At 67.3% G+C, this 26,523-nt stretch carries 26 protein-coding genes; 10 read left to right on the top strand and 16 right to left on the bottom strand.

The window, feature by feature from the left end; all coding sequences use genetic code 11:
* Positions 1-43: 43 nt before the first annotated feature.
* Complete coding sequence (locus tag ACIBK2_RS33410) at positions 44-652, top strand: dihydrofolate reductase family protein (protein ID WP_379285238.1); 609 nt, start codon at positions 44-46, stop codon at positions 650-652.
* Here ACIBK2_RS33410 and ACIBK2_RS33405 read toward each other — a convergent pair.
* On the bottom strand, positions 649-1,362 hold the full coding sequence (locus ACIBK2_RS33405; protein ID WP_396973159.1) for an SGNH/GDSL hydrolase family protein: 714 nt from the start codon (positions 1,360-1,362) through the stop codon (positions 649-651). The two genes, ACIBK2_RS33410 and ACIBK2_RS33405, sit on opposite strands and share 4 nt — an antisense overlap.
* A 44-nt stretch (positions 1,363-1,406) precedes the next feature.
* Positions 1,407-1,844, bottom strand: a complete 438-nt coding sequence (locus ACIBK2_RS33400) for a MarR family winged helix-turn-helix transcriptional regulator (RefSeq protein ID WP_396973158.1) — start codon at positions 1,842-1,844, stop codon at positions 1,407-1,409.
* 83 nt (positions 1,845-1,927) lie between these two features.
* Here ACIBK2_RS33400 and ACIBK2_RS33395 point away from each other — a divergent pair, with 83 nt between their 5' ends.
* A complete protein-coding gene (locus ACIBK2_RS33395) occupies positions 1,928-3,106 on the top strand; it encodes an MFS transporter (protein ID WP_396973156.1) in 1,179 nt (392 codons plus the stop codon).
* Here ACIBK2_RS33395 and ACIBK2_RS33390 read toward each other — a convergent pair.
* The 5 genes from ACIBK2_RS33390 to ACIBK2_RS33370 all read right to left on the bottom strand — a co-directional run bounded on the left by ACIBK2_RS33390 (position 3,103) and on the right by ACIBK2_RS33370 (position 8,056).
* Positions 3,103-4,026: a hypothetical protein gene (locus ACIBK2_RS33390; RefSeq protein ID WP_396973154.1), complete on the bottom strand. Its 924-nt coding sequence runs from the start codon at positions 4,024-4,026 to the stop codon at positions 3,103-3,105. The genes ACIBK2_RS33395 and ACIBK2_RS33390 overlap by 4 nt on opposite strands.
* Positions 4,027-4,108: 82 nt before the next feature.
* Positions 4,109-4,654: a thioredoxin family protein gene (locus ACIBK2_RS33385; RefSeq protein ID WP_396973152.1), complete on the bottom strand. Its 546-nt coding sequence runs from the start codon at positions 4,652-4,654 to the stop codon at positions 4,109-4,111.
* Between the two features lie 88 nt (positions 4,655-4,742).
* Entirely contained in the window at positions 4,743-5,672 is a 930-nt protein-coding gene (locus ACIBK2_RS33380; RefSeq protein ID WP_396973150.1) for a threonine/serine dehydratase, read from the bottom strand.
* Positions 5,673-5,680: 8 nt separating this feature from the next.
* Positions 5,681-7,072: a bifunctional lysylphosphatidylglycerol flippase/synthetase MprF gene (locus ACIBK2_RS33375; RefSeq protein WP_396973148.1), complete on the bottom strand. Its 1,392-nt coding sequence runs from the start codon at positions 7,070-7,072 to the stop codon at positions 5,681-5,683.
* Between the two features lie 213 nt (positions 7,073-7,285).
* Entirely contained in the window at positions 7,286-8,056 is a 771-nt protein-coding gene (locus ACIBK2_RS33370) for a dienelactone hydrolase family protein (protein WP_396973146.1), read from the bottom strand.
* Positions 8,057-8,284: 228 nt separating this feature from the next.
* On the opposite strand from ACIBK2_RS33370, the gene ACIBK2_RS33365 reads away from it, so the two are divergent.
* Positions 8,285-8,791, top strand: coding sequence for a hypothetical protein (locus ACIBK2_RS33365; RefSeq protein ID WP_396973144.1), 507 nt, complete (start codon positions 8,285-8,287; stop codon positions 8,789-8,791).
* An 81-nt stretch (positions 8,792-8,872) separates the two neighbouring features.
* Positions 8,873-9,634 (top strand): helix-turn-helix domain-containing protein, encoded by a 762-nt coding sequence (locus ACIBK2_RS33360; protein WP_396973142.1) that lies wholly within the window; start codon positions 8,873-8,875, stop codon positions 9,632-9,634.
* On the opposite strand, the gene ACIBK2_RS33355 is transcribed toward ACIBK2_RS33360, so the two are convergent.
* The 3 genes from ACIBK2_RS33355 to ACIBK2_RS33345 form a co-directional block, all read right to left on the bottom strand.
* Positions 9,635-10,036, bottom strand: a complete 402-nt coding sequence (locus tag ACIBK2_RS33355; RefSeq protein WP_396973140.1) for a VOC family protein — start codon at positions 10,034-10,036, stop codon at positions 9,635-9,637.
* 122 nt (positions 10,037-10,158) lie between these two features.
* A complete protein-coding gene (locus ACIBK2_RS33350) occupies positions 10,159-10,572 on the bottom strand; it encodes an arsenate reductase ArsC (protein ID WP_396973138.1) in 414 nt (137 codons plus the stop codon).
* Between the two features lie 430 nt (positions 10,573-11,002).
* Positions 11,003-11,899: an oxygenase MpaB family protein gene (locus ACIBK2_RS33345; protein WP_396973136.1), complete on the bottom strand. Its 897-nt coding sequence runs from the start codon at positions 11,897-11,899 to the stop codon at positions 11,003-11,005.
* Positions 11,900-12,026: 127 nt separating this feature from the next.
* Here ACIBK2_RS33345 and ACIBK2_RS33340 point away from each other — a divergent pair, with 127 nt between their 5' ends.
* Entirely contained in the window at positions 12,027-12,779 is a 753-nt protein-coding gene (locus tag ACIBK2_RS33340) for an SIR2 family NAD-dependent protein deacylase (protein WP_396973134.1), read from the top strand.
* A 79-nt stretch (positions 12,780-12,858) separates the two neighbouring features.
* On the opposite strand, the gene ACIBK2_RS33335 is transcribed toward ACIBK2_RS33340, so the two are convergent.
* Together ACIBK2_RS33335 and ACIBK2_RS33330 are read right to left on the bottom strand one after the other, a co-directional pair.
* Positions 12,859-14,157, bottom strand: coding sequence for a D-arabinono-1,4-lactone oxidase (locus ACIBK2_RS33335; protein ID WP_396973132.1), 1,299 nt, complete (start codon positions 14,155-14,157; stop codon positions 12,859-12,861).
* 53 nt (positions 14,158-14,210) lie between these two features.
* Complete coding sequence (locus ACIBK2_RS33330) at positions 14,211-14,882, bottom strand: TetR/AcrR family transcriptional regulator (protein ID WP_396973130.1); 672 nt, start codon at positions 14,880-14,882, stop codon at positions 14,211-14,213.
* Between the two features lie 117 nt (positions 14,883-14,999).
* On the opposite strand from ACIBK2_RS33330, the gene ACIBK2_RS33325 reads away from it, so the two are divergent.
* Positions 15,000-16,499 (top strand): MFS transporter, encoded by a 1,500-nt coding sequence (locus ACIBK2_RS33325; protein WP_396973128.1) that lies wholly within the window; start codon positions 15,000-15,002, stop codon positions 16,497-16,499.
* A gap of 139 nt (positions 16,500-16,638) precedes the next feature.
* Here ACIBK2_RS33325 and ACIBK2_RS33320 read toward each other — a convergent pair whose 3' ends face one another.
* Positions 16,639-17,814 carry a lipase family protein gene (locus ACIBK2_RS33320; RefSeq protein ID WP_396973592.1) on the bottom strand — a complete coding sequence of 392 codons (1,176 nt, stop codon included), beginning with the start codon at positions 17,812-17,814 and terminating at the stop codon, positions 16,639-16,641.
* Between the two features lie 226 nt (positions 17,815-18,040).
* Between ACIBK2_RS33320 and ACIBK2_RS33315 the strand changes: the two genes are divergently transcribed.
* From ACIBK2_RS33315 to ACIBK2_RS33300, 4 genes are read left to right on the top strand one after another with little or no spacing between them, the layout of a single operon-like run.
* The gene (locus ACIBK2_RS33315) at positions 18,041-18,688 is read left to right on the top strand and encodes a DUF190 domain-containing protein (RefSeq protein ID WP_396973590.1); all 648 of its coding nucleotides are present in this window, start codon (positions 18,041-18,043) and stop codon (positions 18,686-18,688) included.
* The gene (locus ACIBK2_RS33310) at positions 18,685-18,984 is read left to right on the top strand and encodes a fluoride efflux transporter FluC (RefSeq protein ID WP_396973126.1); all 300 of its coding nucleotides are present in this window, start codon (positions 18,685-18,687) and stop codon (positions 18,982-18,984) included. The genes ACIBK2_RS33315 and ACIBK2_RS33310 overlap by 4 nt, the downstream gene beginning before the upstream one ends.
* A gap of 47 nt (positions 18,985-19,031) precedes the next feature.
* Positions 19,032-20,672, top strand: a complete 1,641-nt coding sequence (gene pgm, locus ACIBK2_RS33305; protein ID WP_396973124.1) for a phosphoglucomutase (alpha-D-glucose-1,6-bisphosphate-dependent) — start codon at positions 19,032-19,034, stop codon at positions 20,670-20,672.
* Positions 20,665-22,149, top strand: a complete 1,485-nt coding sequence (locus ACIBK2_RS33300; RefSeq protein ID WP_396973122.1) for an MFS transporter — start codon at positions 20,665-20,667, stop codon at positions 22,147-22,149. The genes pgm and ACIBK2_RS33300 overlap by 8 nt, the downstream gene beginning before the upstream one ends.
* A gap of 131 nt (positions 22,150-22,280) precedes the next feature.
* Here the strand turns inward: ACIBK2_RS33300 and ACIBK2_RS33295 are convergent, their stop codons facing one another.
* The 3 genes from ACIBK2_RS33295 to ACIBK2_RS33285 form a co-directional block, all read right to left on the bottom strand.
* Positions 22,281-23,921, bottom strand: coding sequence for a long-chain-fatty-acid--CoA ligase (locus ACIBK2_RS33295; RefSeq protein ID WP_396973120.1), 1,641 nt, complete (start codon positions 23,919-23,921; stop codon positions 22,281-22,283).
* 107 nt (positions 23,922-24,028) lie between these two features.
* Complete coding sequence (locus ACIBK2_RS33290) at positions 24,029-25,321, bottom strand: wax ester/triacylglycerol synthase domain-containing protein (RefSeq protein ID WP_396973118.1); 1,293 nt, start codon at positions 25,319-25,321, stop codon at positions 24,029-24,031.
* Positions 25,318-26,469, bottom strand: coding sequence for an acyl-CoA dehydrogenase family protein (locus ACIBK2_RS33285; protein ID WP_396973116.1), 1,152 nt, complete (start codon positions 26,467-26,469; stop codon positions 25,318-25,320). The genes ACIBK2_RS33290 and ACIBK2_RS33285 overlap by 4 nt, the downstream gene beginning before the upstream one ends.
* Positions 26,470-26,523: the final 54 nt, after the last annotated feature.

The following is a 26,523-nucleotide window of genomic DNA, read 5'->3' as shown; positions in this document are numbered from 1 at the left end:
TCAGATCAGGCAACACCGGCACTACTGATCCAGGAGATGGACGATGAGGAAAATCACCGCAGGCATGTTCGTTGCGATCGACGGCGTCGTCGCGGACCCGCAGGACTGGCACTTCCCGTACTTCAACGAGGAGATGGGTGCGGCGGTCACCGCGCAGCTGGGGACCGCCGACACGCTGCTGCTCGGGCGGGTCACCTACGAAGGCTTCGCGGCGGCCTGGCCGGAGCGCGAGGATGCCGGCGGCGAGGACGCGGGCATGGCCAAGTCGATGGGCGATGCCCGCAAGATCGTTGTCTCGCACCAGGACCTGGACCTCACCTGGCGTAATTCCGAGGTGTTGAAGGGTGATCTGCTCGAGGCGGTGGCCGCGCTGAAGAACGAGCCCGGCGGCGATATCGGGATGAGCGGTTCGGTCTCCATCGTCCGTCAGCTGCTGGCGGCCGGGCTGCTGGACGAGCTGCATCTGCTGGTGCACCCGATCGTGGTGGGTAAGGGCCTGCGGCTGTTCGACGATCGCGACTCGACGTTGCCGCTGCGGCTGCTCTCCTCGGAGACGTTCACCACCGGTGTGCTGCACCTCGTCTACACCAAGGACGAGGCGGCGCCCACCGGCGGCTACGAGGAAGCGAAAGCCGCGCTGCCCAAGGATTAGTGGTTGATTCGATGCGGGCCGTCGTGCCCGGCCCGCATCGTGGGGGCTTCCAGTAGGTGCGCGAGTTGTTTGACTACTTCGGCCGCCATGACCGCCTGGCCGGAAGTGCTGAAGTGAATACCGTCCGCGCTCAACAGGTTCGGGCGATCGTTGATCGGGTGGTCCCACATGTCGATCACCGTGGCGTCGAATTCCGCGGCCAGCGTGCGGGTGAGGTCGTTGACCCGGCGGACGCGGTCGCGCCAGTCCGGAAAGACCGGCACGACATAGGCTTTGCCGAGGGTGAAGACGGTCAGCCTGGCTCCGGTGCTCGCTGCCATGCGGTACATGTCGCGCAGGTTCTGTTCGATCTCGCCGAAATCGGGTGTGCGGCGGACGATATCGTTCGCGCCGGACGGTAGGTGCAGGAGGTGGGGGGCGAACTCCAGTATTCGATCTGCTTGGCGCCGTAGGGTTTCCAGGGTGGTCGCCCCGTCTACCGCGGTGTTGAGATACTCGAGGTCGGGACGCACGCGGCGCAGGATGTCGGCGACGCGGTCGGGCCAGCCGAGGGTGGCGTAGCCGGGGCTCGGGTCGCCGGTGCCTGCGGAGAGGCTGTCTCCGATCACGCCGAATCGTTGCCACGGGGCGTCGTAGAGCAGTGCCGCGGCCTCCAGGGGTGGCAGGCAGAACGGGTCGGTTTCTTCGGTGGTGGGGATCGCCACGGTCATGAAACAAACAATACGTGCGTACGTATGCCTAGATCAAGTGGTGGTCAGTCCTGGGTTTCCGCCATGGCGTGCAGTAGATCGCGCAGGGCTTGCTGCTGCGTGGCGGTGAGCGAGGTGAGCGGGGACTCGGCTCCGAGCAGCTCGACGGCGGTGGCGCGGCGGCGCTTGCCTGCCGGGGTCAGCATGATCTGTTTGGCGCGACGGTCGGTCGGGTGTGGTTCGCGGCGGATCAGTTCCAGCTGTTCGAGTTTGTCGAGGACGAAGGTCGCGTTGGACGGCTCGCAGGACATGCGGGTGGCCAGTTCGCGCGCGGTGATCGGCTCGGACAGTTCGCGCAGGGCGATGACCTGTGACGGGGTGAGTTCCAGCTGTTCGGCGACGCGGCGGACGTGCACGTCGAGCCGGTGGGTGAACTGGTGCACCAGCTTGCAGACGTCCCGGTCGAGTTCGGTGTCCACGTTCGTTGCGGGCCGGCGCGTCATTTTTCCGAGTCTAGCGCTCTTGGTTCGAACTGTGATAGTTCTAGTTCATATCATTTGAGTTAGAACTACATGAGGATGCTGTGATGCGGCCTGCTGTGTTTTCGTTGATGTTGGTGGTCTTCAGTCTCACGACCGGGGAGTTCGTGATCGCTGGGATTTTGTCGGAAGTCGCTGGGGGACTGGATATCTCGGTCTCTGCGGCGGGAATGTTGGTGACCGCGTATGCGATCGGCATGATCGTCGGCGGGCCGGTGGTCACCGTGTTGACGGCGTGGGTGGCGCGCAAGCCGCTCGTTGTCGGGCTGGTGCTGTTCTCGGTGCTCGCCAACCTGGGATCGGCGGTCGCGCCGAATTACGCTGTCCTGCTGGTGATGCGGGGTGCGGCGGGGTTGGTTGTCGCCACTTTCTTCGCGGTGGCGATCGCTACCGCGGTGTCCACTGCCGAGCCGGGCAGGGAGGTCGCCGCTGTCGCGCGGGTGGCGCTCGGGATGAATCTCGGCATCGTGCTCGGGACGCCGATCGGGGCTGTTATCGGCCAAAGTTTGGGCTGGCGGGCGACTTTCGTTGCGGTGGCGGTGTGTGCGGCCGTCGCGTTGCCGTTGGTGCTTCGGTTCATGCCGGATCGGCCCGGTGCGGACGGATCGGTGTTCGGTGAGTTGCGCGTGTTCGGTGACCGCGAGGTGTGGTGGGCGATCGCGCTTACCGCGCTCGGCAATATCGGTGTGGTCACCGTTTTTACGTTCATCACGCCCCTGCTCACCGATATCGCCGGCTTCGCCGAGAGCACGGTTCCGGTGCTGCTGTTGGTGTACGGCGTCGGTGCGGTTGTCGGCAACCAGGCCGGCGGGTGGCTGGCCGACCGGGCATTGCTGCCTTCGGTCACGGGCCTGCTCGCGGCTCTGGTCGGTGCGCTGTTCCTCTTCTGGCTGGTCGGCAGCAATCAAATAGGCGCCGCGGTACTGACTTTCGTGATCGGCGCGCTGGCGTTCGCGATCATCCCCGGCATGCAGACGCGGGTTGTCATGGCGGCCGCTGCCGCGCCGACGCTGGCTGTCGCGGTCAACGCGTCCGGGTTCCAGCTCGCCGCGGCGTGCGCGGGATGGTTGGGCGGCGCGGTGACCGGCGACGGATCGGGCGTGCGGTCGATCCCCCTGGTCGGGGCGGTGCTCACCGCAGCAGGATTGGTTTTGGCGGTGTACCTGTTGCGGCGTGATCGCCTGCGCGGCGCGGTATCCGAGCAGGCGGTTGCCGAGAACCGTTAGCCCGTCAGTGCTTTGGCGACGATGCCACCGGTGATCTCCTTCGTCAGATAGTTCGTGGAGTCGTGCGGGCTCGCGCCGTTGTCCACCGGTTCCTCGGTGATCGGGGCGACATCGGCACCGGGGAACGGCGGGAAGAACGGGACGAGGTCGAGGTGGGCGGCGACCAGGTCGTCACGGTCGACCAGATTGTGCCAGCTGGCAACGGATTTGGGGACGGTGGAGGGTTTCGGGTGGAGCCGGTCGTAGATGACGGTGCGCAGTCCGAGCGGCGAGCCCATGGTCAGCAGGGTCACCTCCTGGTCGACCCGGTGCAGTGCCTCATAGGCCACCACCGAGCCGAGGGAGTGGGCGACGACGAGCTTGGTCTCCGGGCCGACGTGGGCGAGCACCTGCTGTTGGGCGTACTCCCGGACGGCCTCGTCGGTGAAGTAGCGGGTCACTTGAGAAAGGGCCCGTACCACGAACTTCTCGGCGAGCCCGATGCCGAACGGGGCGAACCAGCGTAACCGGACCAGTGCGTTGAGTGCCGGGCGCAGCGCGGCTTGGGGGCCCTGCGGTCGAGCGTCCGGTGGTGGCACGGCGACCAGCCGCTGGGCCGTCGCCCGGTCGCGTTGATCGCCCGCGTACTCGGCGGCGGTCGCCAACCACTCCTCGGCGAGTTGCTCCATCAGCTCGAGCTGCTCGTCGTCGAGGTCGCCCACCGCGGTGCCCTGGGCGCCCTTGGCCAGGAACTGATTGCCGTAGAACGCCATTCTGGTCGAGATGTCGCCGGGTAAACCGTTGCGCCACAGGCGATCAGCCAGGTCGTTGTCACCGTGATTGCGTACCCCGCCCGCGAGTCCTGGCAGCCACTGCGCTTCCAGTGTGTCGGCCGCGGCCTGTTCCTGCGCGATCCCGTGTACGAGAACGATGGTTGCCAACGTCCCTCCCCTTTCGTCGGACGGTCGGGTCCTGCGACGGTGCTATTTTCGCCCACCGGGCACTGCTTGTCGCCGCGGAATGTCAGTCGGCCCGCCACTTGATCGAGCAGCCCATGCTCGGCCGGTGCGGTTCCGGCACCGGCTTGCCGTCCAGCACGGCCTCGATGGCGGCACGCAACTCGGTGCCGGTCAACGGTTTTCCGTTGCCGGGGGTGGATTCGTCGAAGGCGCCTCGATACGCGAGCGTGAGGGCCGCGTCGTAGAGGAAGAAGTCCGGCGTGCACGCGGCCTCGAAGGCGCGGCCTACCTCCTGTGCCTCGTCGACGAGGTAGGGAAACGTCCAGCCCGCGCGAATGGCCTGGTCGCGCAGCCGGATCGGCGCGTCGTCGGGATAGGTGGCGGCGTCGTTGGTGCAGATCGCCACCGTCGGCATGGGCAGCGAATCGACGACCTCGCCGAGCGCCGATTCGAGATGCTTGACGTACGGGCAATGGTTGGACGCGAAGACGACGAGCAGGCCGGGCCCGTCCGCGAAGTCCGCGCGCGAATGCGTCCGGTGATCTAGATCGGGCAGCGTGAAGTCCGGTGCCGGTGTGCCGAGGGGAACCATGCGGGATGCGAGCGCCATGGAAGTGCTTCCGTCGGGATCGAAGACGGTACGAGCCTAACGCCGCTCGGCGGTGTTCGCCGGAAATCCGGGCGGCACCATCGCGCGCTTACGTCGTCAGATCGGCCGGGTCGGTATTCGCGCCACACACCACGACACACACCCGCTCGCCGGGCTCGGGCCGGAACGGCGGATTGTCGCCGCGCAGCGCGGCAAGCGCTGTGGCGGCACCGTATTCGACGACGAGGCGGCGGTCTTCCCAGCTGGCGCGCCGGGCCGCGATGATGTCGGCGTCGTCGACGAGGACCGAGGTGACGTTGTAGGTCTGCGCGGCGTACAGCGCCAGTTCGGTGGCCCGGCGGGCACCGAGAGAGTCCGCGGCGATCGAATCGATGTCCACGTCGACCAGCTGCCCCGCCTCGATCGACGCGTTCAGGGCGCGGCAGCGCGACGGCTCCACCGCGATCGTCCGGACGCCGTAATGATCCGCGGCGGTAGCAACTCCGGCGAACAGCCCGCCGCCACCCACAGCGACCACCACGGTGTCGAGGTCGGAGAGTCGCTGATGGATCTCCTCCATCAGCGTGCCCGCGCCCGCGGCGATCAGCGGGTTGTCGTAGGCGTGCGACAGCAAAGCGCCTGTCGTAGCCGCGAATTCGCGACTGGCCGCGAGCGCGTCGGCGTACTGCGTGCCGATCAGCGTGACCTCGGCGCCATAGGAGTGCAGCCGGTCCACCTTCACCTTCGGCGCGGTGGTCGGCAGGAACACGGTGGCCCGCACGCCCTGACTGCGCGCGGCCCAGGCACAGGCCAGCCCGGCATTGCCGCCCGAGGCGATGGTCACGCCCGCGTCCGGCAGCGTGCCGTTCTCCCGATGGGTGAGCAGGAAGTTCAGCGCGCCACGCGCTTTGAAGCTGCCGGTGTGCTGCAGGAACTCCAGCGCGAGGCACAGTTGCCCGTCGTCGGCGAGGGCGATCGGCCGGACCTGGCCCGCTACCCGCGCGACGGCGGCCTTGATATCGCTGTGCGTCAGTTCCATCGGCTTCCTCAGTGTTCGCGGCGGTGCGGTGCGAACTCCAGGGTAAGCAGCGCGGCGGCGGCGATGATGACCTCGCGCCAGCGGATCAGCACGTACCGCTGATCGGTCAGCGCGTGGAACTTGCGCAGGAACCGATACAGCGACTCCAGCCGGATCAGCGGATCACCGAGATGCACCGCCACATAGATCAACTTCGCCGTGCGCGACTTCTCCTTGTCGGCGAATAGCTCGGGAAAGGGTGCGAAGGCCAACGAGATCCGGTGGATGTCGTGCTCGCGGGCGTAGTCGACCAGGTCGATGATCATCCGCTCGTCCAGGCCGTTCGGGGCGTCCTTGCTGCGCCACGGCACGTCGAGGGTGAGCTCGCGGCCGCGGTTGGAGACGCCGTAGCGCTGGAAGCCGGACAGCGTGCCGTCCTCGTCCTTGGCCATCACCACCAGCATGTTCGGGTTCCGGCCGTCCAGCAGGTGGTCCAGGATCATCGAGAAACCGCGGGTCTGCCTGCCCCGGCCCCACGAGTCGACGATGGCGAGCAGCCCGTCGCGTTGCGCGTCGGTGAGCGCGGACTCGTCCACGATCTCGGTGCTGACGCCGAAATTGCGGGTGCGGCTGACGGCTTGGCGCAGGTTGCGGAAGTGCCTGCCGACCAGGGCGAACTTGTCCACGTCGATCACCACGTCGCGGCCGATCGGAACGGCGTGCAGCCCACGGTGATCCAGCGCGCGGCGCTGCCACATCTCGGCCAGGTCCGGGCTCGCGCCGAGGACCGCGATCCGCCAGCCCTGGTTGATCGCGAATTCGGAGAAGTCCGTGAGCAACGCGGGGAACGCCGCGCGGTCGCCGATCGGATCGCCCGCCACCACGGCGATGCCGAAGCGAGTGCGGTAGCCGATCCCGGCGGTCGAGTTCGCGTTGAAGAAGTAGGTTTTCGAGGAGTGCAGGGCGAACGGCGCCAGGGGGTCCAGTTCGGTCCGGCCGACCAGTTCGGCGACGCGGTAGAGCTGTTCGGGCTGCGGCTTGCTCGACTGCGGCAGCACCATGATGAATCCGCTGGAGGCGAGCAGTACGAAACCGATGCCGGGGTGCTCCGCGCGGTAGGCGAGGCTGGCGATCGCCAGCACCAGGACGGCGACTGCGAAGTGCGCCAAGGTGATCGGACGTCGCAGGTGCAGACCGCGGGCGACGAAGACGCCCGCTACCGCGATGCCGACGAACCATGCGTGGTCCGCGCCGTCTTTCGCTGCGGGATGCGCGGCGTACACCAGGAACACGCTGACGATCAGCGCGACGCCGATGAAGACCGGACGGGTAGAAGGGGTGGTCGTGAGCGCGGCCTGCCGGTACCCGGTGAAGCCCGAGTAGCGCTGAGCCGCCGCTGCCATGCCCCGTTCGTCACTCACGCCTGGACTCCGCCCCGTTGTCGCGTTCCTCCATCCACACCAGCATTGCCATGTGGTCCTCCCGATGATCGCCTACTCACAACACTATGCGGAACCGGCGGTTCCAGCGGCAACGGCCCCCGTAAACCGGCCGGTTGGTCGCGTTGTCGCACAGTCCAGCCTGGCGGCTGGAGTCGATGCCGACTCCAGCCAAAACATCGGATGAATAGTCCTTTATTCCGCGTTGACGGTGCGATTCAGCAGAGCCAGGAGATCATGCAGGTGGCGCTGGTATGCGTCCTCGCGATAGGCGGGCGTGTCCCGCATGGTGAAACCGTGCTGGGCGTCGGGATACACGACCGAGGTGTAGCGCACGCCCGCCTTGTCGAGCGCCTGCTCGAGGCGGGTGATGTCCTCGGCGGGCATGGACGAGTCGTGGTCGGCGTGCGCGGTGAACAGTTCGGCGGTGATGTCGGCCGCGGTGTGGTGCGGGCTGTCCGGCCGGTCGTCGGCCGCGAGAAAGCCGCCGTGGAAACTGGCCGCGGCGGCCACCTGGTCACCGAAGGTCGCCGCGGTGCGCAGCGCGAGCCTGCCGCCCATGCAGTAGCCCGTCGTCGCCAGCGCGCCGGGCGCGACCAGCTCGCTGGCGGACAGCCATGCGAGGTAGCCGTGCGCGTCCTGCATGGCCTTGTCAGGGGTGAGCGCTTCGCGCATCGGGCCGAGGGCCACGAAGAACTCGCCCATCGCGTTCGGCTCGCTGAAGTCCGGCACGGGCACCACCGGGGCGTGGCCGGAACGGTAGAAGACGTTGGGCGCGAGTACGGCGAAACCGTGCGCGGCAATGGTTTCCACCATCTCGCGCAACCACGGTCGCAGGCCGAGCGCGTCCGGATAGAAGAGCAGGCCCGGATGGGCGGCGCCGTCGTCGGGATGGGCGAAGTAGGCGTCGGCGGTGCCGTCGGGCAGTGGGATTTCGACCGCGTGGAACGCGACAGGTGAAGTCATCAGACGAGTCTCCGTGGAGTAAATGGTGACAACGAACGAGCCAACATTACTCCGGCAAATTACTGAATAAATCGGCGATTTCGGGCGCGTGTACTCTCCATTCGACTCCGAAGTTGTCATGCTCTGTCTGTCGGGCGGCGTGCACATGATCACGACGAGCACCCCGCAGTTCGATCGCTGATCCGTACCAATCGCCGGGTAAGTGGGCGCGACGAGAGGGTTTGATCTGTGAAATTGATTTGGCTGGTGGGTCCGGCGCTGGTCGCGGTCGTCGTGTCGGGGTGTTCCGACGACAAGTCGGCGAGCAAGGAATCGTCCTCGTCGAGTAATCCGGGGACCTCCAGTTCGGAAGAGAGCACGTCCGCCGCGGGCGACGACGGCGAAACCGGTGGTGGCGTGCGGATCGCGCTCGGCGAGACCAAAAAGGTCGCCGTTCCCGCCGACGCCGTGATGGATATCCGGATGCCCGCCGAGTGGGGACCGGCCGCAAATGAGCTGCGCTGCACGGTGGTCGACAGTTCCGGCCGGAACGAAGATCTCCGTTCCTCGGATGTGAAAAAGACCGAATCGGTGAATGGCAAGGACTGGATGACGGTGTGGACTTTTTCCGCAGCCCCGGTCGGCGATGTCACGGTCGGCTGCACCGACCCCGACTCGAAAATCGCCGCCGCACACCCCGACGCCTTCGTCCGGGTCGTCCCGCGCGGCGTGTTCCCGACCCCGGCACCACGCTGAGCCCGCTGGTTCGGAACCACTGAATCCGTCGACCACCGCTGTTCTTCGAGCATGTCGGAGGGTGGCGGTAGCGTCGAGGACATGGACGATGCCTGGGATGGTCTGGGGTATCGGGAGCGGCCGTCCAGGTTCGGGCAGGCCGTGGTGTGGACGCGGACGGTTACTGGGGACGATGCTGGGGCGGCGGTGTTGCCGGACGGGTGTATTGATCTGTTGTGGGTCGGCGAGCGGCTGGTTATTGCCGGACCGGACACTCGGGCCTATCGGCCGGTGGCTGCGGTGGGGACGCGGTATGTGGGGCTTCGGTTCTTTCCAGGGACGGCGCCTGCGCTGCTCGGGGTGCCTGCGGATGCATTGCGGGATCAGCGGATAGAGCTGGCCGATGTGTGGTCGTCGGGGACGGTGCGGCGGTTGAGTGAGCAGCTCGGCGCGGCCGACGATCCGGTGTCGGCGTTGGAACGGATTGCGTTGCGGCGGGCCGCGGAGGTCGAGCCGCCCGATCCGGTGTTGCGGCGGGTGGTCGCGGCGTTGGACGCGGGGTGGTCGGTGGGGGCGACCGCTGAGGCGGCCGGGCTGAATGCGCGGCTGTTGCATCGGCGTTCGCTGGCCGCGTTCGGTTATGGGCCAAAGACGCTGGCGCGGGTGTTGCGGATGCAACGCGCGTTGGCGGCGGCGCGGCGGGGGATGCCGTTCGCCGACACCGCCGCATCGACCGGGTTCGCGGATCAGGCCCACTTGGCACGGGAGGTGCGTGATCTCACCGGAATGCCGTTGGGGCAGGTACTGACTCGGTCAGGTGCCGCGGCGCCGGACGGAAGCGGCCTGGTGTCGGCGGCGGGCTGATCAGTCGGCGGTCGGCAGCGCCGCGTAGAGGTCGATGCCGTTGCCGTCCGGGTCTTGGACGACGGCGTAGCGCTGGCCCCAGAAGGCGTCCCACGGCTTCATCTCGCCGTGGTAGCCGGCGTCGATGAGGTCGGTGTAGACGGAGTCGACCTCGGCGGGGTCGGCGCAGCGGAAGGCGAGTCCGATGCGGCCCGCACTGGTCGGGGGTTGCCAGTTGGGGTGGAAGGACTGGACGGTGGCCTCGGTGTCGAGGGCCAGCCGGAAACCGTTGGGCAGGGCGGCCTCGGCGTGCGGCTCTGCCTCGGAGCCTGCGGGGAAGTCGAGGCCGAGGCGGCGGTAGAAGGCGACCGAGGCGGGCATGTCGGTGACGACGATGCCGATGACGTCGAGTTGTGGAGTCATACCCGCACGGTAACCAGCCACGCCCCGGCCGGTCTTGAACGAATCGGACAGCACGCTGTTCTTCGCACACGCGATTCGCGCTGCACGGCCGCGCCTGCCGTGTAGGTGGTGTGCGAAGACGGTCAGCGGGCGAGGGCTGGGACGAGTTCGGCGATCAGGTTTTCGACGAGGATTTGGATGCGGTCGCGGATGGTGCGGACCACGTCGATGGTTTGCCCGGCCGGATCGGGCAGCACCCAGTCGCGGTAGCTGATGCCGGGGAAGAACGGGCAGGCGTCGCCGCAACCCATGGTCACCACCACGTCGGAGATGCCCACCGCGTCCATCGTCAACGGCTTGGGGGTCTGGCCCGAGATGTCGATGCCGACCTCGGCCATCGCGGCGACCGCGACCGGGTTGAGCGCGGCGGCCGGTGCGCTGCCCGCGGTCCGCACCTCTATCCGGTCGCCCGCGAACGCGTTGAGGAACCCGGCGGCCATCTGCGATCTGCCCGCGTTGTGCACGCAGATGAACAGCACACTGGGCTTGTGCGGCATAGAGGCGCCTTTCGGTGAGCGGATCTGAAAGCTTGGACTGTGTGCTGCCAGATAAGGGTTATCCGGCGTGTTGAGGCCGAAACGCTGTCGAAGCGTACGGGATACGTATACCAGCGCGGCGAAGATCGTTACTGCGGACAAGTCCTCGTCCGCATTGACGCCCGTTGCGGTGCAGGGGATAGGGCTCGAAAATTGTTGCTGCACAGCCGTTGCGCGGACGAGCCTTGGTTGCTGTGCTGCTATGCCTGACGGGATCGACCGGAAGTTGTCGGCGCGGAATCGACCGATGTCCAAACTGGACGGTATCTCCCGCGTTCGCGCCAACCGAGATGATGGCATCGCATGCCTCGGTGATTGCCGAAAGCTACTGCCGCACAACAAAAACGGCGCCGCAGCCGGTTGTGGCCACAGCGCCGTCGTCAGGAACTGCTCAGATCGGACGGAAGTCGATCATCTTGCGCAGCCGCGCACGATCACGCTCGAGACGCCGGGCCTCATAGGCGATCGGGAAGTACCGCACCCGTTCCGGAAGCAGCGGAACCGCCCGGGCGATCATCCAACCCAACGCCCGCAGCTTGCGCTCATCGGATTCGCTCCAGGTCAGCCCAAGCTTTTCCCGAGCGACCTCGGGCGTCGTACCCACCGTCACGAAGTACTGCATCCGCCCGACCGGGGCAACAGCCCGCCGCCAGAGCGGCGCGAGGACCCGCGGCAACTGCTTCGGCGGCGCGACCGACCGGATCACCCGCAGGTAGTCGCGCGCGGTCCCGGTGGCCTCCAACTGGTTCGCCACCATGTCGGTGAAGAACGTCTCGAACTCGGCGTAGCTCGCCGGAATCTCCTTGGGCGCCACCGAGAAGTTGCGCATCAACTGCACCATCTCCTGGTAGACCGCCTCCTTCTCGGCCGAGGAGAGCGGGCTGCGGGCGAAGTACTTGGCGTTCTCGGCGAAGGCGAACGTTCCGGTGTGCAGCACCCAGGCCCACGGCCCCGAGGCCAGCGCCTTGTGCCGGACGCCGTGCGCGTCGGTGGTGTTGAGCGAGGCGTGCATGGTGCGCAGCCGATCGGCCTCGGCGAGCGCCTCCTCGCCGCCGTAAATCCACATCATCACCGACGCGATACTGCGCAGCGCGCGCCCCATCGGATCGGTGCGGAAGGTGGAATGTTCGTCGACCACCGCGGCGATGCTCGGCTCCATGGTCTGCAGCAGAAAGGCTGAACCGGCGGTCAGCGAGAAGGTGATCAGTCCGGTCTCATCCCACAGGCGGGTGCCCGGCTCGAACGGATGGCGCGTACGCGCGCTGGTGGTTTCGAGAGCGGCGGACATCGTGATCTCCTTTGATCAACACCCGTAAAGCGATGAGAGGATTAGCGTAACATTCTCTCATTGTCTTGTGTAGGGCCGACCGAGCGCGGATGACGCGAAGGTTCCGCGCGCCCTAGGCTTTGCTGCTATGACGAGCGAGTGGCGCAGCCGCGACGGCCGCATCGGGGTGCTCACCGGGGCGGGTATCTCCACCGACTCCGGCATTCCCGACTTTCGCGGCCCGCGCGGCGTGTGGACGAAAGACCCGATCGCCGAACTGCTTTCGACCTACGACAACTACCTGGCCGATCCGGAACTGCGCCAGCGCGCGTGGCTGGCCCGGCGCGACAACCCGGCCTGGGCGGCGCGACCCAATGCCGCACACCTCGCGCTGGCCGAGTTGGCGCAGGCCGGGCGCGCGGTCACGATCATCACCCAGAACATCGACCGGCTGCATCAGCGCGCCGGTTCGCCGGCGGACCGGGTGATCGAGATCCACGGCAACATGTTCGAGGTGGTCTGCGTCGAATGTGATTACCAGACAACGATGGCCGTGGTGCTGGATCGCGTCGCGGCGGGCGAGGCGGACCCGCCGTGCCCGCAGTGCGGCGGCGTGCTGAAGTCGGCGACCATCATGTTCGGCCAGCAGTTGGACCGGCGCACCATGATGAAAGCTGCGCTCACGGCACAAACCAGCGCCATCTTCCTGGCGATCGGCAGCTCGCTGCAGGTCGAGCCCGCAGCCTCGATGTGCGCCATCGCCGTCGAGAACGGCGCGGACCTGATCATCGTCAACAACGAAGCGACGCCGTACGACTCGATGGCCACCGAGCTCGTCCGCGAACCCATCGGTGCCGCAGTCCCGCGTCTGGTCGCCGAGATCCTCGCCGCCCGCGCATAACCGACGCACGCCTGCTGATTTCCGGCACCGAGAATCGCATGCGAATCCCGGTGCGGGACATCAAGAAGCGTGCGTGTGTTCAGTCGATGGGGCCGAGCACCCGGTTCAGGTAGGCGTTGCTGAAGCGGCCCTTCGGGTCGAATCGGCGGCGCACCTCGGCGAAGCGGTCCCAGTCGGGGTAGCGCTCGCGCAACGTGTCCGCTGTCTGGAAGTGCCGCTTACCCCAGTGCGGGCGGCCGTTGTATTTGTCGAACACGGCCTCGCAGGCGCGGAAGTACGGCTCGTACGCCATGCCTTTGTACTGGTGCACGGCGATGTAGCAGGTGTCGCGTCCGGTGGCGGGGGAGAGGAACGCGTCGTCGGGGGCGACCCAGCGGACCTCGATCGGCATCGCGGTATGGAATTTCGTGGAGAGATCCTTGATTTCGCGGATCGCCGTCGCGGCGTGCTCGCGCGGGATCGCGTATTCCATCTCGGTGAAGCGGAGCAGGCGCGGGGACGCGAAGACCCGATAGGAGCGGTCGACCTGGCGACGGTAGCTGCCCGCGTAGGCGGCGCCGCGCTGGATGTACGGCACCAGCCGCGGCTGCCAGCGGGCGAGCTTGCACAGCGCGTCGAAGGTGTAGTTCGACATCAGGATGTCGGTGAGCCAGTCGACGGCCTTGCCGCGCGGCTGCTCGGGCAGTTCGACGGGATTGTTGCGCTTGGTCATCGCCAGCGGGCTGTGCCCGAACATGTAGAACTCGAAGTGCTCGTTGTCGTCGACGTAGGAATCCAGGTCGGCGAGGATGTCGTCCACGGGGACCGGCCGCTCGATGCCCTCGAGCACGAACGACGGCACCAACTGCAGCGTCGCGGCGGTGATCACGCCGAGCGCGCCGATGCTGACCCTGGCCGCGCGCCAGCCCTCGGGATCGGTCTCCGCGTTCAACTCGACCCGGCTGCCGTCGGCGAGCATCAGTTCGATGGAATGCAGTGCGGCCGAAAGGTTTTGCAGGGTGGACCCGGTGCCGTGGGTGCCGGTGGCGGTCGCGCCCGCCACGGTCTGCACGTCGATGTCGCCCAGGTTGGGGAAGGCGAGGCCGTGCTCGTGCAGCGCGTTGCTCGCGGCGTTGAGGGTGATGCCCGCCTCGACCCGGACGCGTCCGGTGGCGGTGTCGACGTCGAGGACGCGGTCGAGGTTCGCGAGGTTCAGCAGCACGCCGTCGGTCAGGACGGTGTCGGTGAACGAATGCCCCGCTCCTGCCACGCGCACGATCTGTCCTGCGTCGCTGGCTCGCCCGAGGATCTCGGCGACCTCATCGGCGGTGCGCGGGGAGGCGATGGTCGCCGGCGTGCACTGTTGATCGCCAGCCCAGTTCACCCACGAGTTGGTCATGTGACCAACTGTAGGGGATCGGCGTGTGATATGGCCTGCTAATAACGCAGTTGTTACCTTTTGCGTCCCGCGCAGGCGCCTTTGGCCTGCTCTACCTCGCTGTCGTTGAGTGGCGGCAGCAGCAGCTGCTGCGGCGGCGTGCCGTCGGCCCGCACGCCGTTGAGCACGATCGCCATGTAGCGCTGCCAGACATCGGGATTGACCGGCCTGGCGAACTCGGCGATGCCGTCGACCATGTGGATCAGCGCGAAGAAGTCGGAGGGCTCGATACCGGGGGCGAGCACGCCGGCGTCGCGGGCCCGGTCGACGATGGCCATGACGGTCGGCTTGATCCGGTCGCGGACGACGACGAACCGGTCGACGTCGTCCTCCAGTTCGAGCATTACCTCGCTGAAGCCGCGATTCTTCGCCATGTGCCTGCAGGCGTACTCGAAGAACTCGACGAGCCCGAACCAGGGATCGGCGTGCTTGTAGGCGGCATCGGCCGCCTCGGCGAACTCGCTGATGCTCTGTTCGAAGACCTCGGTGATCAGTTCCTTCTTGTTCGCGAAGCGCCGGTAGACGGTGCCGACGCCGACGCCTGCGCGTTCGGCGACGTCGTCGAGGGTGATCTCGAGTCCGTGATCGGCAAAGAGTTCGCGCGCCGCGGCGATGATCCGCTGCTGATTTCGTGCGGCATCGGCACGCAGGCGGCGGGGCGGAGAGAGGGCCGTGGCGTGATTCACACTCACATCCTATCAAGTATCGGGATTAAGCGGAGGCGTTCTCTCCGTTATGGTGGTAGCTTCTTACAGTAACCGGAGGCACCAACTCCGCATCAATACTTGAGACAAAGGGGACACATGACTACCACGTTCGACCGTGGGGCACCCGCCCCCGCTAAAACGGACCAGGGCCGTCGTGGCTCGCACGCCCTGCGTTGGTGGGTGCTCGCCGTCCTCGGCGTGGCACAGCTCATGGTCGTGCTGGACGCGACCGTCGTCAACATCGCCCTGCCTGCCGCCCAGCGCGACCTCGGCTTCAACGATGGCGACCGGCAGTGGGTGGTCACCGGTTACGCACTGGCGTTCGGCAGCTTGCTGCTGCTCGGTGGCCGACTCAGCGACCTCTTCGGTCGCCGCAACACCTTCATCATCGGCCTGATCGGCTTCGCAGGCGCCTCCGCGGTCGGTGGCGCGGCCACCAGCTTCGAGATGTTGGTCGCAGCGCGCGTCGGGCAGGGTGTGTTCGGCGCACTGCTGGCTCCGGCCGCGTTGTCGCTCCTTACCGTTACCTTCACCGAACCGAGTGAACGAGCCAAGGCGTTCGGCATCTTCGGTGCGGTCGCCGGTGCGGGCGGTGCGATCGGCCTGCTGCTCGGCGGCATGCTCACCGAGTGGGCCAACTGGCGCTGGGTGATGTTCGTCAACCTGGCCTTCGCGGCCGTCGCACTCGTCGGCGCGGTGCTGCTGCTGGCCAAGCATGTGACCACGAACCGGCCCAAGCTCGACATCCCCGGCACCATCGTGGTGACCGCCGCGCTGTTCGGCATCGTGTACGGCTTCTCGCACGCCGAGTCGACCAGCTGGACCAACCCGGTCACGCTGAGCTTCCTCATCGGCGGCGCCGTGCTGATCGCGGTGTTCGCCTGGCTGGAGACCAAGGTCAAGCATCCGCTGCTGCCGCTGCGCATCGTGCTGGACCGCACCCGCGGTGGTTCGTTCCTGACCGTGTTCGTCATGGGCATCGGGATGTTCGCGATCTTCCTGTTCCTCACCTACTACATGCAGCTGAGCATGGGCTACTCGCCGATCAAGACCGGCCTGGCGTTCCTGCCGATGGTGGCGGCCATGGTCGTCTCGTCCACCACGGTGCCCTCGTTCGTGCTGCCGAAGCTCGGGCCGAAGGTCGTCATGTCGGGCGGCTTCCTGATCGCCGCCGCCGGTATGGCCTGGCTGACCCAGATCGGCCTGGAGACCGGATACTCCTCGCACATCCTGCCCGCACTGATCCTGCTGGGCCTCGGCCTCGGTGGTGCGATGTCGACCGCGTTCCAGGGTGCGACCTCCGGGGTGCATCACGAGGACGCCGGCGTGGCCTCGGCGATGATCAACACCAGCCAGCAGGTCGGTGGCTCGATCGGCACGGCGCTGCTCAGCACCATTGCCGCCTCGGCCGCGACCAACTACCTGTCGACTCGTGCGCCGGATCCGCTGACCGTCGCGCAGTCCGCGGTGGAGAGCTACACCACCAGCTTCTGGTGGGCGACGGCGATCTTCGTGGCAGGCGCGGTGATCACCGCGATACTGATGCCGAACACGGTGCCGGTGCCGTCGGAAGGTGAGCCGGTGCTCGCGCACTGATTTTTCGGCCGCGTGGCCGCGAACGGCGCTCGCAGAACTCGCGCTGTTGTGGTCGCCAAAGCCTCTAGTGTTGCGTTCTGCTCGAACGACACAGCGCCCGCATTCGATGTCGAATGCGGGCGCTGTGTCGTGTGGGCTTTCAGCAGTTACTGGGTGCCGGGATACCGGCGAACCGGTCGCCGAGGTAGTTGAACGCGTTGATCGCGCCGGGGATCATCGCGGTGCCGTGGTCGGCGCCGGGAATCAGGTCGAGCTGGACGCGGACGCCCTGGCTGCAGTACCGGCCGAGGACGTCCCGCACCAGCTGCGGTGACACCTGGTCGTTGGCGCCGTGCCATTCGTAGATCGGGGTGCGCGGGACGCCGGGGTAGATCTCGATGCTGTTCTCGTGCAGGATGCGGACCACCGTCGGGTCGGCGTCCATCGCGCCGTAGAAGACATCGTTGAAGCTCTTGTTCGCGCCCGCGTTGATGATGTCGTTGGTGCAGGCGTTCGCGATCTGGCTGCGCAGCGCGAAGCCGGTCGGATTCAGGATCCGATCCATTTCCAGCTCGGCCGGGTACTCGCGCTCGAGCCCGATCGCGGCCGCGAAGCCGAGGCCGAACAGCGGGCTCCGCTGCAAGCCGACGTCCTGAGCCAGCTTGCCGATGTTCATCGGGACACCGCCCTGCGCCGCGCCGACGATCGGCAACTCCGGCGCGTACTCCGGCGCGAGCGCCGCGGCGAAACCGGTCGCCATGCCGCCACCCGAGTAGCCCGCCATGCCGACCACGCTGCCGCCGAGATCGGCTGGGCCGAAACGCTTTACGGCACGGATGCCGTCGAGGGTCAGCCTGCCGCCGAGGCGCGCGGCACCGTAGGCGCTGGTCGGTCCGAGATGATCGGGCACCGCGACCGCCCAGCCCCTGGCCAGCAGTGCGTTCAGCGCGGGGGCCTCCTGCATGGTGCCGTCGAAGATGCTGTGCGAGGGCGCGCACTGCAGGCCGAGCGAGTTGACGAACGGCTGATACGACACGATCGGCCGGTTCATGCCGCCACCCGGCGGCAGCAGCAGGGTCGTCATCGCGGCGATCGGCGCGTCGCCGGAATTGGTCGACCGGTACAGCAACTGCCAGGCGGTCGCGCCCGGGAAACCGTTCGCGGCCACCGGCCTGCTGCGCATCACGTCGCCCGGCTGGAAGTTCCCGACATCCGGTGGCGCGCTGTAGAAGCCGTCGCCGTCGGGTACCGGATAGATCGGTGCGGCCACTGCGGGCGCCAGGTGTCCGAGCCCGGCCGAGGCCGTCGCGAGTGCCACGATCGAGAGTCGACGCAGAGTGCGGCCGACGGCTAGCTGCCGTCTGCCTGAGGTTTGCTGTCGCGCCAGTCGGCGAGCTTCCGCCGGTTCCGGTTGCGCATTCGGTTGTGCCCGCTGTGCCGCCATCGTTGCTCCGACCTGAGTAAGTGGGGGGTGGAGGCAACTTCGGCCAAACCTTCAGGCCATTCGTACGCGGATCTCGGCCGGATGTCAACGAACAACGCTGTTCGCAGTGTCTTTCTCGATGGGGCAGGTCCCCTGGTCGACGCGCGCGGTAAATGTCATGGGATGCTTTGCTATCGGGATTCTGATGGTTCTGATCACGGCGAGATGGGTAGCCCAGAAACTGCTGCGTCCCTTTCCCGGTATCGGAGTGTTCGGCGGCTTCACCACCTTTTCCACCTACCGTGTCGCGGTTCGTAGACTGCTCGAATCGGGCGCCGCGGTCCAGGCGCCCGCTATCTCGGGGGAACGGTGGTGGCGTCGCTGGGCCGGAAACGGGAATCACTCGGCGGGCAACGGCAACGGCACGACGGAAGGGGGCCAGGCAGTGGGAGAAGCAGGACAGTGGCAACCCGCGGCGCGACTGACGGTGCTGCTCGACGAGGACGACAAATGGCGGCACACGCCGCTGTATGCCGAGATCATGGGGCGTGCCCGCGACACCGGCCTGGCCGGGGCGAGCGTGTGGCGCGGCATCGAAGGCTACGGCGCGTCCTCGCGGATCCACACCACCCGCGTCCTGGACATGGCCGACCATCTGCCGCTGGTGCTGATGCTCGTCGACGAGGCCGACCGGTTGCGTGCGTTCGTCGAACAGAACGCCGAGCTGTTCACCACCCTCAATGTCGCGCTCTCGCCGCTGGAGCTGTGGCAGGGAGCCGCCCGATGATCCTGCCGCTCGACGCGCCCGTTCCGCGTCGCGTAGATCCTGTCGTACCAGCACGTTTCGGTGCTCTGCTGCCACTTGGCACGCCGACCGTTAACATTGTCGGTTCGGCGCTGCTCGGTGGATTGATCGGCGCGAGTGCGGGCAATCGGCTGACAGCCGCCGCCGGTACGGGTTTTCGCGGCGCGCTGACCGGGTTCAGCACGTTCGGCCACGAGACGATCCGGCCGGTGACGGTCGCGGCCTGCCTGATCGCGGTCTTCGTCGCCGCGTCGACGACACAGTGGTTGTGGCCATGATCCTGATGACGAGCAGGGCGCAGCCGATACGGAAGGGAGACCCGAGCATGGCCCATGATCGAGCAGGGCGACTCGCGCGTCCCACCGATCTGGAAGACATCGCACATCTGGTCACGGCGTACTACAGCCGGATTCCGGATCCGTCGGATCCGGCACAGCAGGTGGTTTTCGGCACGTCGGGACATCGCGGCTCCAGCCTGGACACCGCGTTCAACGAGGCGCACATCCTCGCGATCACCCAGTCGATCGTGGAATACCGTGCGACCCGCGGGATTACCGGCCCGGTGTATCTGGCCAGGGACACCCACGCGCTGTCCGAGCCTGCCATGGTCACCGCGCTCGAGGTGCTGGCCGCCAACGACGTGACCGCGATGATCGACGCCCGCGACCGGTACACGCCGACGCCGGCGCTGAGTCACGCTGTGCTGCGGCACAATCGGGGCGGCACCCGCAATCAGGCCGACGGCATCGTGATCACCCCGTCGCACAATCCGCCGCGCGACGGCGGCTTCAAATACAACCCGCCGCACGGCGGTCCGGCCGACAACACGGCCACCGACGCCATCGCCGCGCGCGCCAACGAACTGCTGCGCAGCGGGCTCGCCGGGATCAAGCGGACCACGCTGCAGCACGCGCTGGAGACCAACGTCCAGCGCTACGACTACCTCGACCACTACATCGCCGACCTGCCGAATGTGTTGAACCTGGACGCGATTCGCGGCGCGGGCATCCGGCTCGGCGCCGACCCGATGGGCGGCGCCAGCGTCGACTACTGGGAAGAGATCGGGCAGCGCTACGACCTCGAGCTGGAGGTGGTCAACCCGTTCGTCGACCCCACCTGGCGGTTCATGACCCTCGACAGCGACGGCAAGATCCGGATGGATCCGTCCTCGCGCTACGCGATGGCCTCGCTGATCGCGATCAAGGACGACTACGACCTGTCCACCGGCAACGACGCCGACGCGGACCGGCACGGCATCGTCACGCCCGACGGTGGGCTGATGAATCCGAACCACTTCCTCGCGGTGGCCATCGAATACCTGGTCGCGAACCGGATGGGCTGGGACGCGCTCAGCAAGATCGGCAAGACGGTGGTCACCTCGTCGATGATCGATCGGGTGGTCAGCGTGCTCGGCCGTGACGTGCACGAGGTGCCCGTCGGCTTCAAGTTCTTCGTGCCCGGATTGTTCAGCGGCAGCCTCGCTTTCGGTGGTGAGGAGAGCGCGGGCGCGTCGTTCCTGCGGATGGACGGCACCGTGTGGACCACCGACAAGGACGGCATCCTGCTCGCGCTGCTCGCCGCCGAGATCGCCGCGGTCACCGGGCAGAGCCCGTCGGCGCGCTACGTCGAACTCGAACGTCGCTATGGCAGTCCCGCCTACGCGCGGATCGACGCGGCCGCGACGACGGAACAGAAAGCGCTACTGGCGAAGTTGACTCCGGACATGATCACCACCAAGGAGATCGCCGGTGAGCCCATCACGTCCGTGCTCACCAGGGCGAAGGGCAATGGCGCGCCGCTGGGCGGGCTCAAGGTGACCACCGAGAACGCGTGGTTCGCCGCCCGGCCGTCCGGCACCGAGGACAAATACAAGATCTACGCGGAGTCGTTCCACGGTCCCGAGCACCTCGCGCAGGTACAGGCGGCCGCGGAGGAAGTGGTGGGACAGGCGCTAGCCGGTGAGTAGATCCTCGGCAGTCGGCACGGCACGGTCCAACGGCCGGGCGGAGCCGCTGCCCATCGAGATCTGGGTGCTCGTCGGCGGCGCGTTCGTCATCGCCATCGGGTTCGGGCTGGTCGCGCCGGTGCTGCCACAGTTCGCCCGCAGCTTCGGCGTCGGCGTTGCGGCGGCCTCGGCGATCGTGAGCGCGTTCGCGTTGATGCGGTTGCTGTTCGCGCCGGTGAGCGGGCGGCTGGTGCAGCGGCTGGGGGAGCGGTCGGTCTACCTCACCGGTCTGCTGATCGTCGCGCTGTCCACCGGTGCCAGTGCGTTGGCCCAAAGTTACTGGCAGCTGATGGTTTTGCGGTCGCTCGGCGGGGTCGGGTCGACCATGTTCACCGTGTCGTCGCTGGCGCTGGTGATCCGGATGTCGCCGCCCGCCGCGCGCGGCCGGGTGTCCGGGCTGTGGTCGACCGGGTTTCTGATCGGGTCGGTCAGTGGCCCGCTGGTCGGCGGGGCGTTGTCCGGGTTCGGCTTGCGGATGCCGTTCGTGATCTACGCGGCCGCGTTGCTCGTGGTGACCGTCGCGGTGTATCTGGCGCTGCGGAATTCGCAGCTCGCCGCGCCGGAACCTGTTGGCGGCCTGCGGATGATGTCATTCCGGGAAGCGTGGGCCCGGTCGGAGTATCGGGCGGTGCTGTGGTCCAACTTCGCCAACGGGGCCGCGATATTCGGTGTGCGCATGGCGTTGGTGCCGCTGCTCGTCGTCGAGGTGCTGCATCAGACGCCCGGCATGGCCGGAGTGGCGTTGACCGTGTTCGCGGCGGGCAACATCGCGGTGCTCTTCCTGGCCGGTCGATACTCCGATCGCTGGGGGCGCAAGCCTTTTCTGATCACCGGGTCGTTGATCTGTGCGCTCGGCACGGCCGGTCTCGGCGTCGCCGACACGCTGCCGTGGTTGCTCGCCACCTCGTTCGTGGCCGGTCTCGGTGCGGGCATGTTCACGCCGACCCAGCAGGCTGCGGTCGCCGACATCATCGGCCCGAACGCCCGCGGCGGCCCGGTGCTCGCCGGCTTCCAGATGGCGGCCGATCTCGGCACCGTGCTCGGTCCGGTCGCGGTGGGCGCGCTGGCGCAGCAGGCGTCGTACGGTCTCGCGCTCGCGGTCACCGGTGCGCTGCTCGCCGTCGCGGCGGTGGCGTGGGCGGTGGTGCCGGAGCCGTTGCGTAAGCGGGAAGATCCGCTGGGCAAGTCGGCGGACGACTGCGACCACATCTGCGGTGCGGACGGGGCAGACCACCAGTTGGCCGGACACGATCCCGAGGTCGAGCACGCGGTGAACGACGCGGCAGGCGCGCCCATCGCCGACAGCCCGGTACCGCCGATCGCCGAGCCCATTACTGCGGAACGCGATGCGCCGGGGATCGATAGCCCTGCGCGGTGCGATGTCGAACCGGCCGAGGTGGACACAGAACCGACCGCCCGAGACTCGGTCGCGCGCTAACCGGCGCACGAGTCTGGTCATCCGCCACGCCCTCGACAACTGGAACCAGTTCGGCGAAACCGACCGCGACGTTCTCACCGAAGCGTTTGGAAACGCCGCGAACGCTGATCATCAAAGGAATCCTGGATGCTTCAAGCGAGGATCAGGCTCGCCGCCGAGGAGCGGCGCAGCTTGCCGGACGGGGTCTTCGGCAGTGCGCCCTTGTGCACGACCGTGACGACGGCAGGCGCTATGCCCACGTCGTCGTAGACCGCGCGCGCCACCGCTTTCCGAATTCGCTCGCTCTCGTCGGCGTCCGCAGCCTGATCGGATTCGACGATGACGGCGATGCCTTCCCTGGCCATGGTTGGCAGCCGGATGGCCACCGCGGCGGCGCTGCCGGGACGTACACCGGAGACACCCACTGCGGCGCGCTCGACGATGGTCGGAGAGATGTTGCGGCCCGCGACGATGATGATGTCTTTCTTGCGGCCGGTGACCACGATCTCACCGGTGCCCGCGACGAGGTAGCCGAGGTCGCCTGTGGACAGCCAACCCTCGGCGTCCACGGCGGATATGTATCCGTCCGGGCCGAGGTAACGCTTGGTCACAGCCTCGCCGCGCACCAGGATGTTGCCGACGCGGTCGGCGGGCAGGACTGCGCCGCTGTCGTCGAGCACCTTCAGCTCGATTCCCGGGACCGGAACGCCCAGCCGCATCAGTGTTCGCGACCGTGTGATTGCGTTGCGCTGAACAACGCCCTCGGTCTCGGCTCGGTCCGCGTCGATGATGTCCACCGTGTAGCGGTCGGCGGACGCGGTGAACGATACGGCGAGGGTGGTCTCGGCCATGCCGTAGGCCGGCATCAGCGCCTCGGCTCGGAAGCCGAAACGCGAAGCCGCACCGACGAATTCCTCCAGTGTGTGCTCATCAACGGCCTCCGCTCCGTTGACCGCGACGCGCATCGTTGACAGGTCGTAGGCGCCGTCCGGGGCTCGGCGCAGCCGGCGGGCGAGGATGGAATAGGCGAAATTGGGTGCGGCGGTTTGGGTTCCGCCGAATCGGGTGATGAGTTCCGCCCAGGACAGCGGATTCGCGAGAAAGCCGACTGGTGTGGTGATGACCGCGGTGGCCTGCGCGAACATCGGCGTCATCAGCATGCCGACCATGCCCATGTCATGGTAAAGGGGCAGCCAGCTGACCATCACCTCGTCGGCAGTCACTCCGGCCGCAGCGGCCATCGCGACCTGGTTCTGGTGCATATTTCCGTAGGAGATCGCCACCGCCTTCGGAACTCCGGTGGTGCCGGAGGTCAATTGCAGGATCCCGATATCGTCTTCCGTGGTGGCCACGTGCGGCAATTCCGCGGACCGAGCGGTCAATTCGTCGATCGACACGAACGCGGTACCGAGGTCCAGACCCCGCACCGCGTCGGTGAAGGGCTCACCCACCACGACTACGCGGGCGTTGAGCATCTCGATCACCGCGCGTGTATCCGCGACCCAGGTTTCGAGATTGGTGCGCGGGGTGGGCTGATGGAGCATTGTGAAGGCCGCGCCGCGCATCCAGATGGCCTGCACGGTCACGACGACGTCTGCGGGGCAGCCCGCGAGGATCGCGACGGAGTCGCCGGGCAACACGCCCGCCTCGGCCAGTCCGCTCGCGACTCGGTGGGCCGTCGACCGCACCTGCGCCCATGGTCGAAACGTCAGATCCGACGAGTCGGTGCCGCTCCAGAGACCGTTTACCTCGGAGGCAGGCTGCTCGAAAAGTAACTCGGTGATTCTGCTCATTGGTGCTTTCATCACTTCCCGCACGGCGATTGCCCGCGCATAGAACACCCGGCGTCGAATACGGTTCAGCATCGGAAGAAGTTTCCGGAGGCCGGGATGCAGCCGAATTATGCTGGTGTAGCTGCCTCACGGAGCACCAGGTCGAATTGCTCAACGAACGTGGCGGCGTATCCCACCGGCAAGGCGGCAGGGTCCGTGACGACGCCGAACGAGGTCGTGTTGCCCAGGATCAGCGAAGTCACCGAAAGGGAATAGCCCGCGAGCGGTGACAGTGGCGTCAATTCGACGATCGCTTTTCCGAGCACGGAACGCACCCGCGTGAAGCCGGGATTGATGCCGATATGGATGTCCGGGCTCATATGCGCCAGGCCCGCGCCCGCGATCACCCGCCGCAATGCCCACGGCAGGCCGGGGGCGGTGGCAGGGGCGGCAGTCGCGAGTTCCGGACGGTGCTTGTCGATGGTGGCGAGCTCGGACCGGCACCGGTCGAGGTGGCGGGCGAGATCGGCCTCGTTGCCCAGCAGGTTGAGCGGGGAGACCAGCACCGCGTTTCCGGTGTGGCGGAAGGCCGGATCGTTGGTGACGGGCAGCGTGACCCGGATGACCTCGACTTGTGTCGCGGCGTCGGGCGGCGCGATGCTCACGGTGCGGCCTATCGTGGCGAGCAGGAACTCGTGCACGGTCGCGCCGTTCCGCTTGGCGGCACGGCGCAGATCGCGGGTGGACGCACTGTAGAGGGCGTACTCGCGCTTGCCGGTTTTGCTGAGCGCGGGCCAGCCGCGACCCTTACGGCCCGCCGCCCACTGCTCATTGAACGCGGCCTTGGATTCCTTCAGCGTCGTCGCCTCGACGGCGGGGGTGCGGAAGCGCGGGCTGGTCGCGAATCGCTCGAACTCCGAGAGTTCCTCGGACGTGCCGTCGGCCAGCAGGGCGGCGAAGGCGGCGCCCGCGATGCCGTCGGACACCGCGTGGTGCACGCGCAGCAGGAAGAACTGGAAGCCGTCACCGGTCGGTGTGAACATCGTGATGTGCCACATCGGCTGCGGCCGCGGGAGCGGCGTCTCCAGCAGCACGGTGACCTGCCCGCGCAGGTCGGCCGCATCGGCGTATTCGATGGCTGTGAGATGCCCGTCCACCTCGACCTTCTCGGCAAGCACCACCTCCGGCGCGCGCCACCGGCCTTCGCGGATGCCCATCCGGAAGAGGTCGAACAGCTCACTCCGCTCACGCACCCGTTCGCGTACGTCCGCGACGGTCAAATGTGGGCCGTCGGCTGCCAACTTCAGCATCATCGACCAGTGCATCGGGCGACTTTTCGTGTCCAGATGCAGGTACGTGTGGTCCGACGGCGTCAGCTCGGCGACGGCGGATGTGGTGTCGGTACTCATCGGAGTGCTCATGACTGTTCCACCTTCGCGAATATCTGCTCGTAGCGTTTGTTGTCGGGCTTCATGGCCGCGGCTACCAACTCCCACAGCACCTCGTCGGTGCCGCCGCCGACGCGGGCCAGTTTCATATCCCGGTACCAGCGTTCCAACGGCAGACCGGTTTGCAGGTAGCCGATGCCGCCGAAGATATGTAGGCACTCCGAGGCCACTTCCTCGCCGAGCTTGGCGGCGGAGGCCTTCAGCGCAGCCGCGGTGCGCACGTTGATACGTCCCCCGGCGGCGACCCCGGTCAGCGCGTAGCGCAGCACGTCGACGCGCGATTGCAGATCCGCCACTCGCAGCCGCAGCGCCTGGTGGTCGTAGAGGCGCTTGCCGAACTGGGTGCGGTCGTACATCCGAGCCAGGGTGACGCCGAGCATAACGTCGCAGGCCGCGGCGATCTGGCCGGCCACGGAATAGCGCTCGTGGGCCAGACCCCAGCTGATGACCGCGAGCCCGGTCGCGGGACGGGCGATGAGCGCCTCCTGCGGAATCCAGGTGTCGATCGTCACCGGCGCGGTGTCGAGCGGGCCCGCGCCCAGCTTCTCGTACGGTGTCCCGATCCGGACCTGCGAGGTGGGTATCACCGCGAGCGCCACATTGCCCTCCCCACCCGAGGAGCCGCTGGTGGCGCTGCGGCCGACGACGAGGATGTAGTCCGCGATCGGCGCGAGCGAGACGAACTTCTTGTGCCCCACCACCCGGTAGCCGTCGCCCTCGGGCTCGATGGTGGTCCGGGCATTCTGCAGATCCGATCCGCCCGATTCCTCGGAGGCTCCGATGCACAGCACCTTCTCGACGGCGATGGCCTGCTCGGCGAGGTTGCGCAGGAAATCGTTGCGCCCGAACCGGCGTAAGATCGCGATCGCCGAATCATGCAGGCTGACACCGACTCCGATGGCCGCAGAGCCGAGCGCGCCCAACCGGTAAGCGAGGGCGAAGTGGTGTTCGAGGTCGGTGAGCTTCCGGTCTTCCCACTTGCGCGCGAAAACCCCTGTTGCGCCGAGGTGTTCGAGCAGCGCGCGCGGGAACTTCTTGTCCAGCTCGGCCTGCTCGGTCCAGACGACCACACGGTCGTCGAACGCCTCGGCGAGCACGTTGTCATACGAATTGTCAGTCACTGGTGAGCTCTCTGTGGTCCGCCGTGACGTTCGCGAGGGCCCGCATCACGGCCT

Source organism: Nocardia sp. NPDC050175, from assembly GCF_044459885.1.
Classification (GTDB): domain Bacteria; phylum Actinomycetota; class Actinomycetes; order Mycobacteriales; family Mycobacteriaceae; genus Nocardia.
This window is presented reverse-complemented; position numbering and strand designations above follow the sequence as displayed.

Bases quoted from the DNA above. Each gene is read 5' to 3' on its own strand.
- ACIBK2_RS33395 (WP_396973156.1), top strand. From the start codon at position 1,928: ATGCGGCCTGCTGTGTTTTCGTTGATGTTGGTGGTCTTCAGTCTCACG.
- ACIBK2_RS33345 (WP_396973136.1), bottom strand. From the start codon at position 11,899: ATGTCCGCCGCTCTCGAAACCACCAGCGCGCGTACGCGCCATCCGTTC.
- ACIBK2_RS33315 (WP_396973590.1), top strand. From the start codon at position 18,041: ATGGGGCAGGTCCCCTGGTCGACGCGCGCGGTAAATGTCATGGGATGC.
- ACIBK2_RS33410 (WP_379285238.1), top strand. From the start codon at position 44: ATGAGGAAAATCACCGCAGGCATGTTCGTTGCGATCGACGGCGTCGTC.
- ACIBK2_RS33340 (WP_396973134.1), top strand. From the start codon at position 12,027: ATGACGAGCGAGTGGCGCAGCCGCGACGGCCGCATCGGGGTGCTCACC.
- ACIBK2_RS33385 (WP_396973152.1), bottom strand. From the start codon at position 4,654: ATGGCGCTCGCATCCCGCATGGTTCCCCTCGGCACACCGGCACCGGAC.
- pgm (WP_396973124.1), top strand. From the start codon at position 19,032: ATGGCCCATGATCGAGCAGGGCGACTCGCGCGTCCCACCGATCTGGAA.
- ACIBK2_RS33400 (WP_396973158.1), bottom strand. From the start codon at position 1,844: ATGACGCGCCGGCCCGCAACGAACGTGGACACCGAACTCGACCGGGAC.
- ACIBK2_RS33355 (WP_396973140.1), bottom strand. From the start codon at position 10,036: ATGACTCCACAACTCGACGTCATCGGCATCGTCGTCACCGACATGCCC.
- ACIBK2_RS33295 (WP_396973120.1), bottom strand. From the start codon at position 23,921: ATGAGCAGAATCACCGAGTTACTTTTCGAGCAGCCTGCCTCCGAGGTA.
- ACIBK2_RS33405 (WP_396973159.1), bottom strand. From the start codon at position 1,362: ATGACCGTGGCGATCCCCACCACCGAAGAAACCGACCCGTTCTGCCTG.
- ACIBK2_RS33360 (WP_396973142.1), top strand. From the start codon at position 8,873: ATGGACGATGCCTGGGATGGTCTGGGGTATCGGGAGCGGCCGTCCAGG.
- ACIBK2_RS33310 (WP_396973126.1), top strand. From the start codon at position 18,685: ATGATCCTGCCGCTCGACGCGCCCGTTCCGCGTCGCGTAGATCCTGTC.
- ACIBK2_RS33370 (WP_396973146.1), bottom strand. From the start codon at position 8,056: ATGACTTCACCTGTCGCGTTCCACGCGGTCGAAATCCCACTGCCCGAC.
- ACIBK2_RS33380 (WP_396973150.1), bottom strand. From the start codon at position 5,672: ATGGAACTGACGCACAGCGATATCAAGGCCGCCGTCGCGCGGGTAGCG.
- ACIBK2_RS33325 (WP_396973128.1), top strand. From the start codon at position 15,000: ATGACTACCACGTTCGACCGTGGGGCACCCGCCCCCGCTAAAACGGAC.
- ACIBK2_RS33335 (WP_396973132.1), bottom strand. From the start codon at position 14,157: ATGACCAACTCGTGGGTGAACTGGGCTGGCGATCAACAGTGCACGCCG.
- ACIBK2_RS33290 (WP_396973118.1), bottom strand. From the start codon at position 25,321: ATGAGCACTCCGATGAGTACCGACACCACATCCGCCGTCGCCGAGCTG.
- ACIBK2_RS33350 (WP_396973138.1), bottom strand. From the start codon at position 10,572: ATGCCGCACAAGCCCAGTGTGCTGTTCATCTGCGTGCACAACGCGGGC.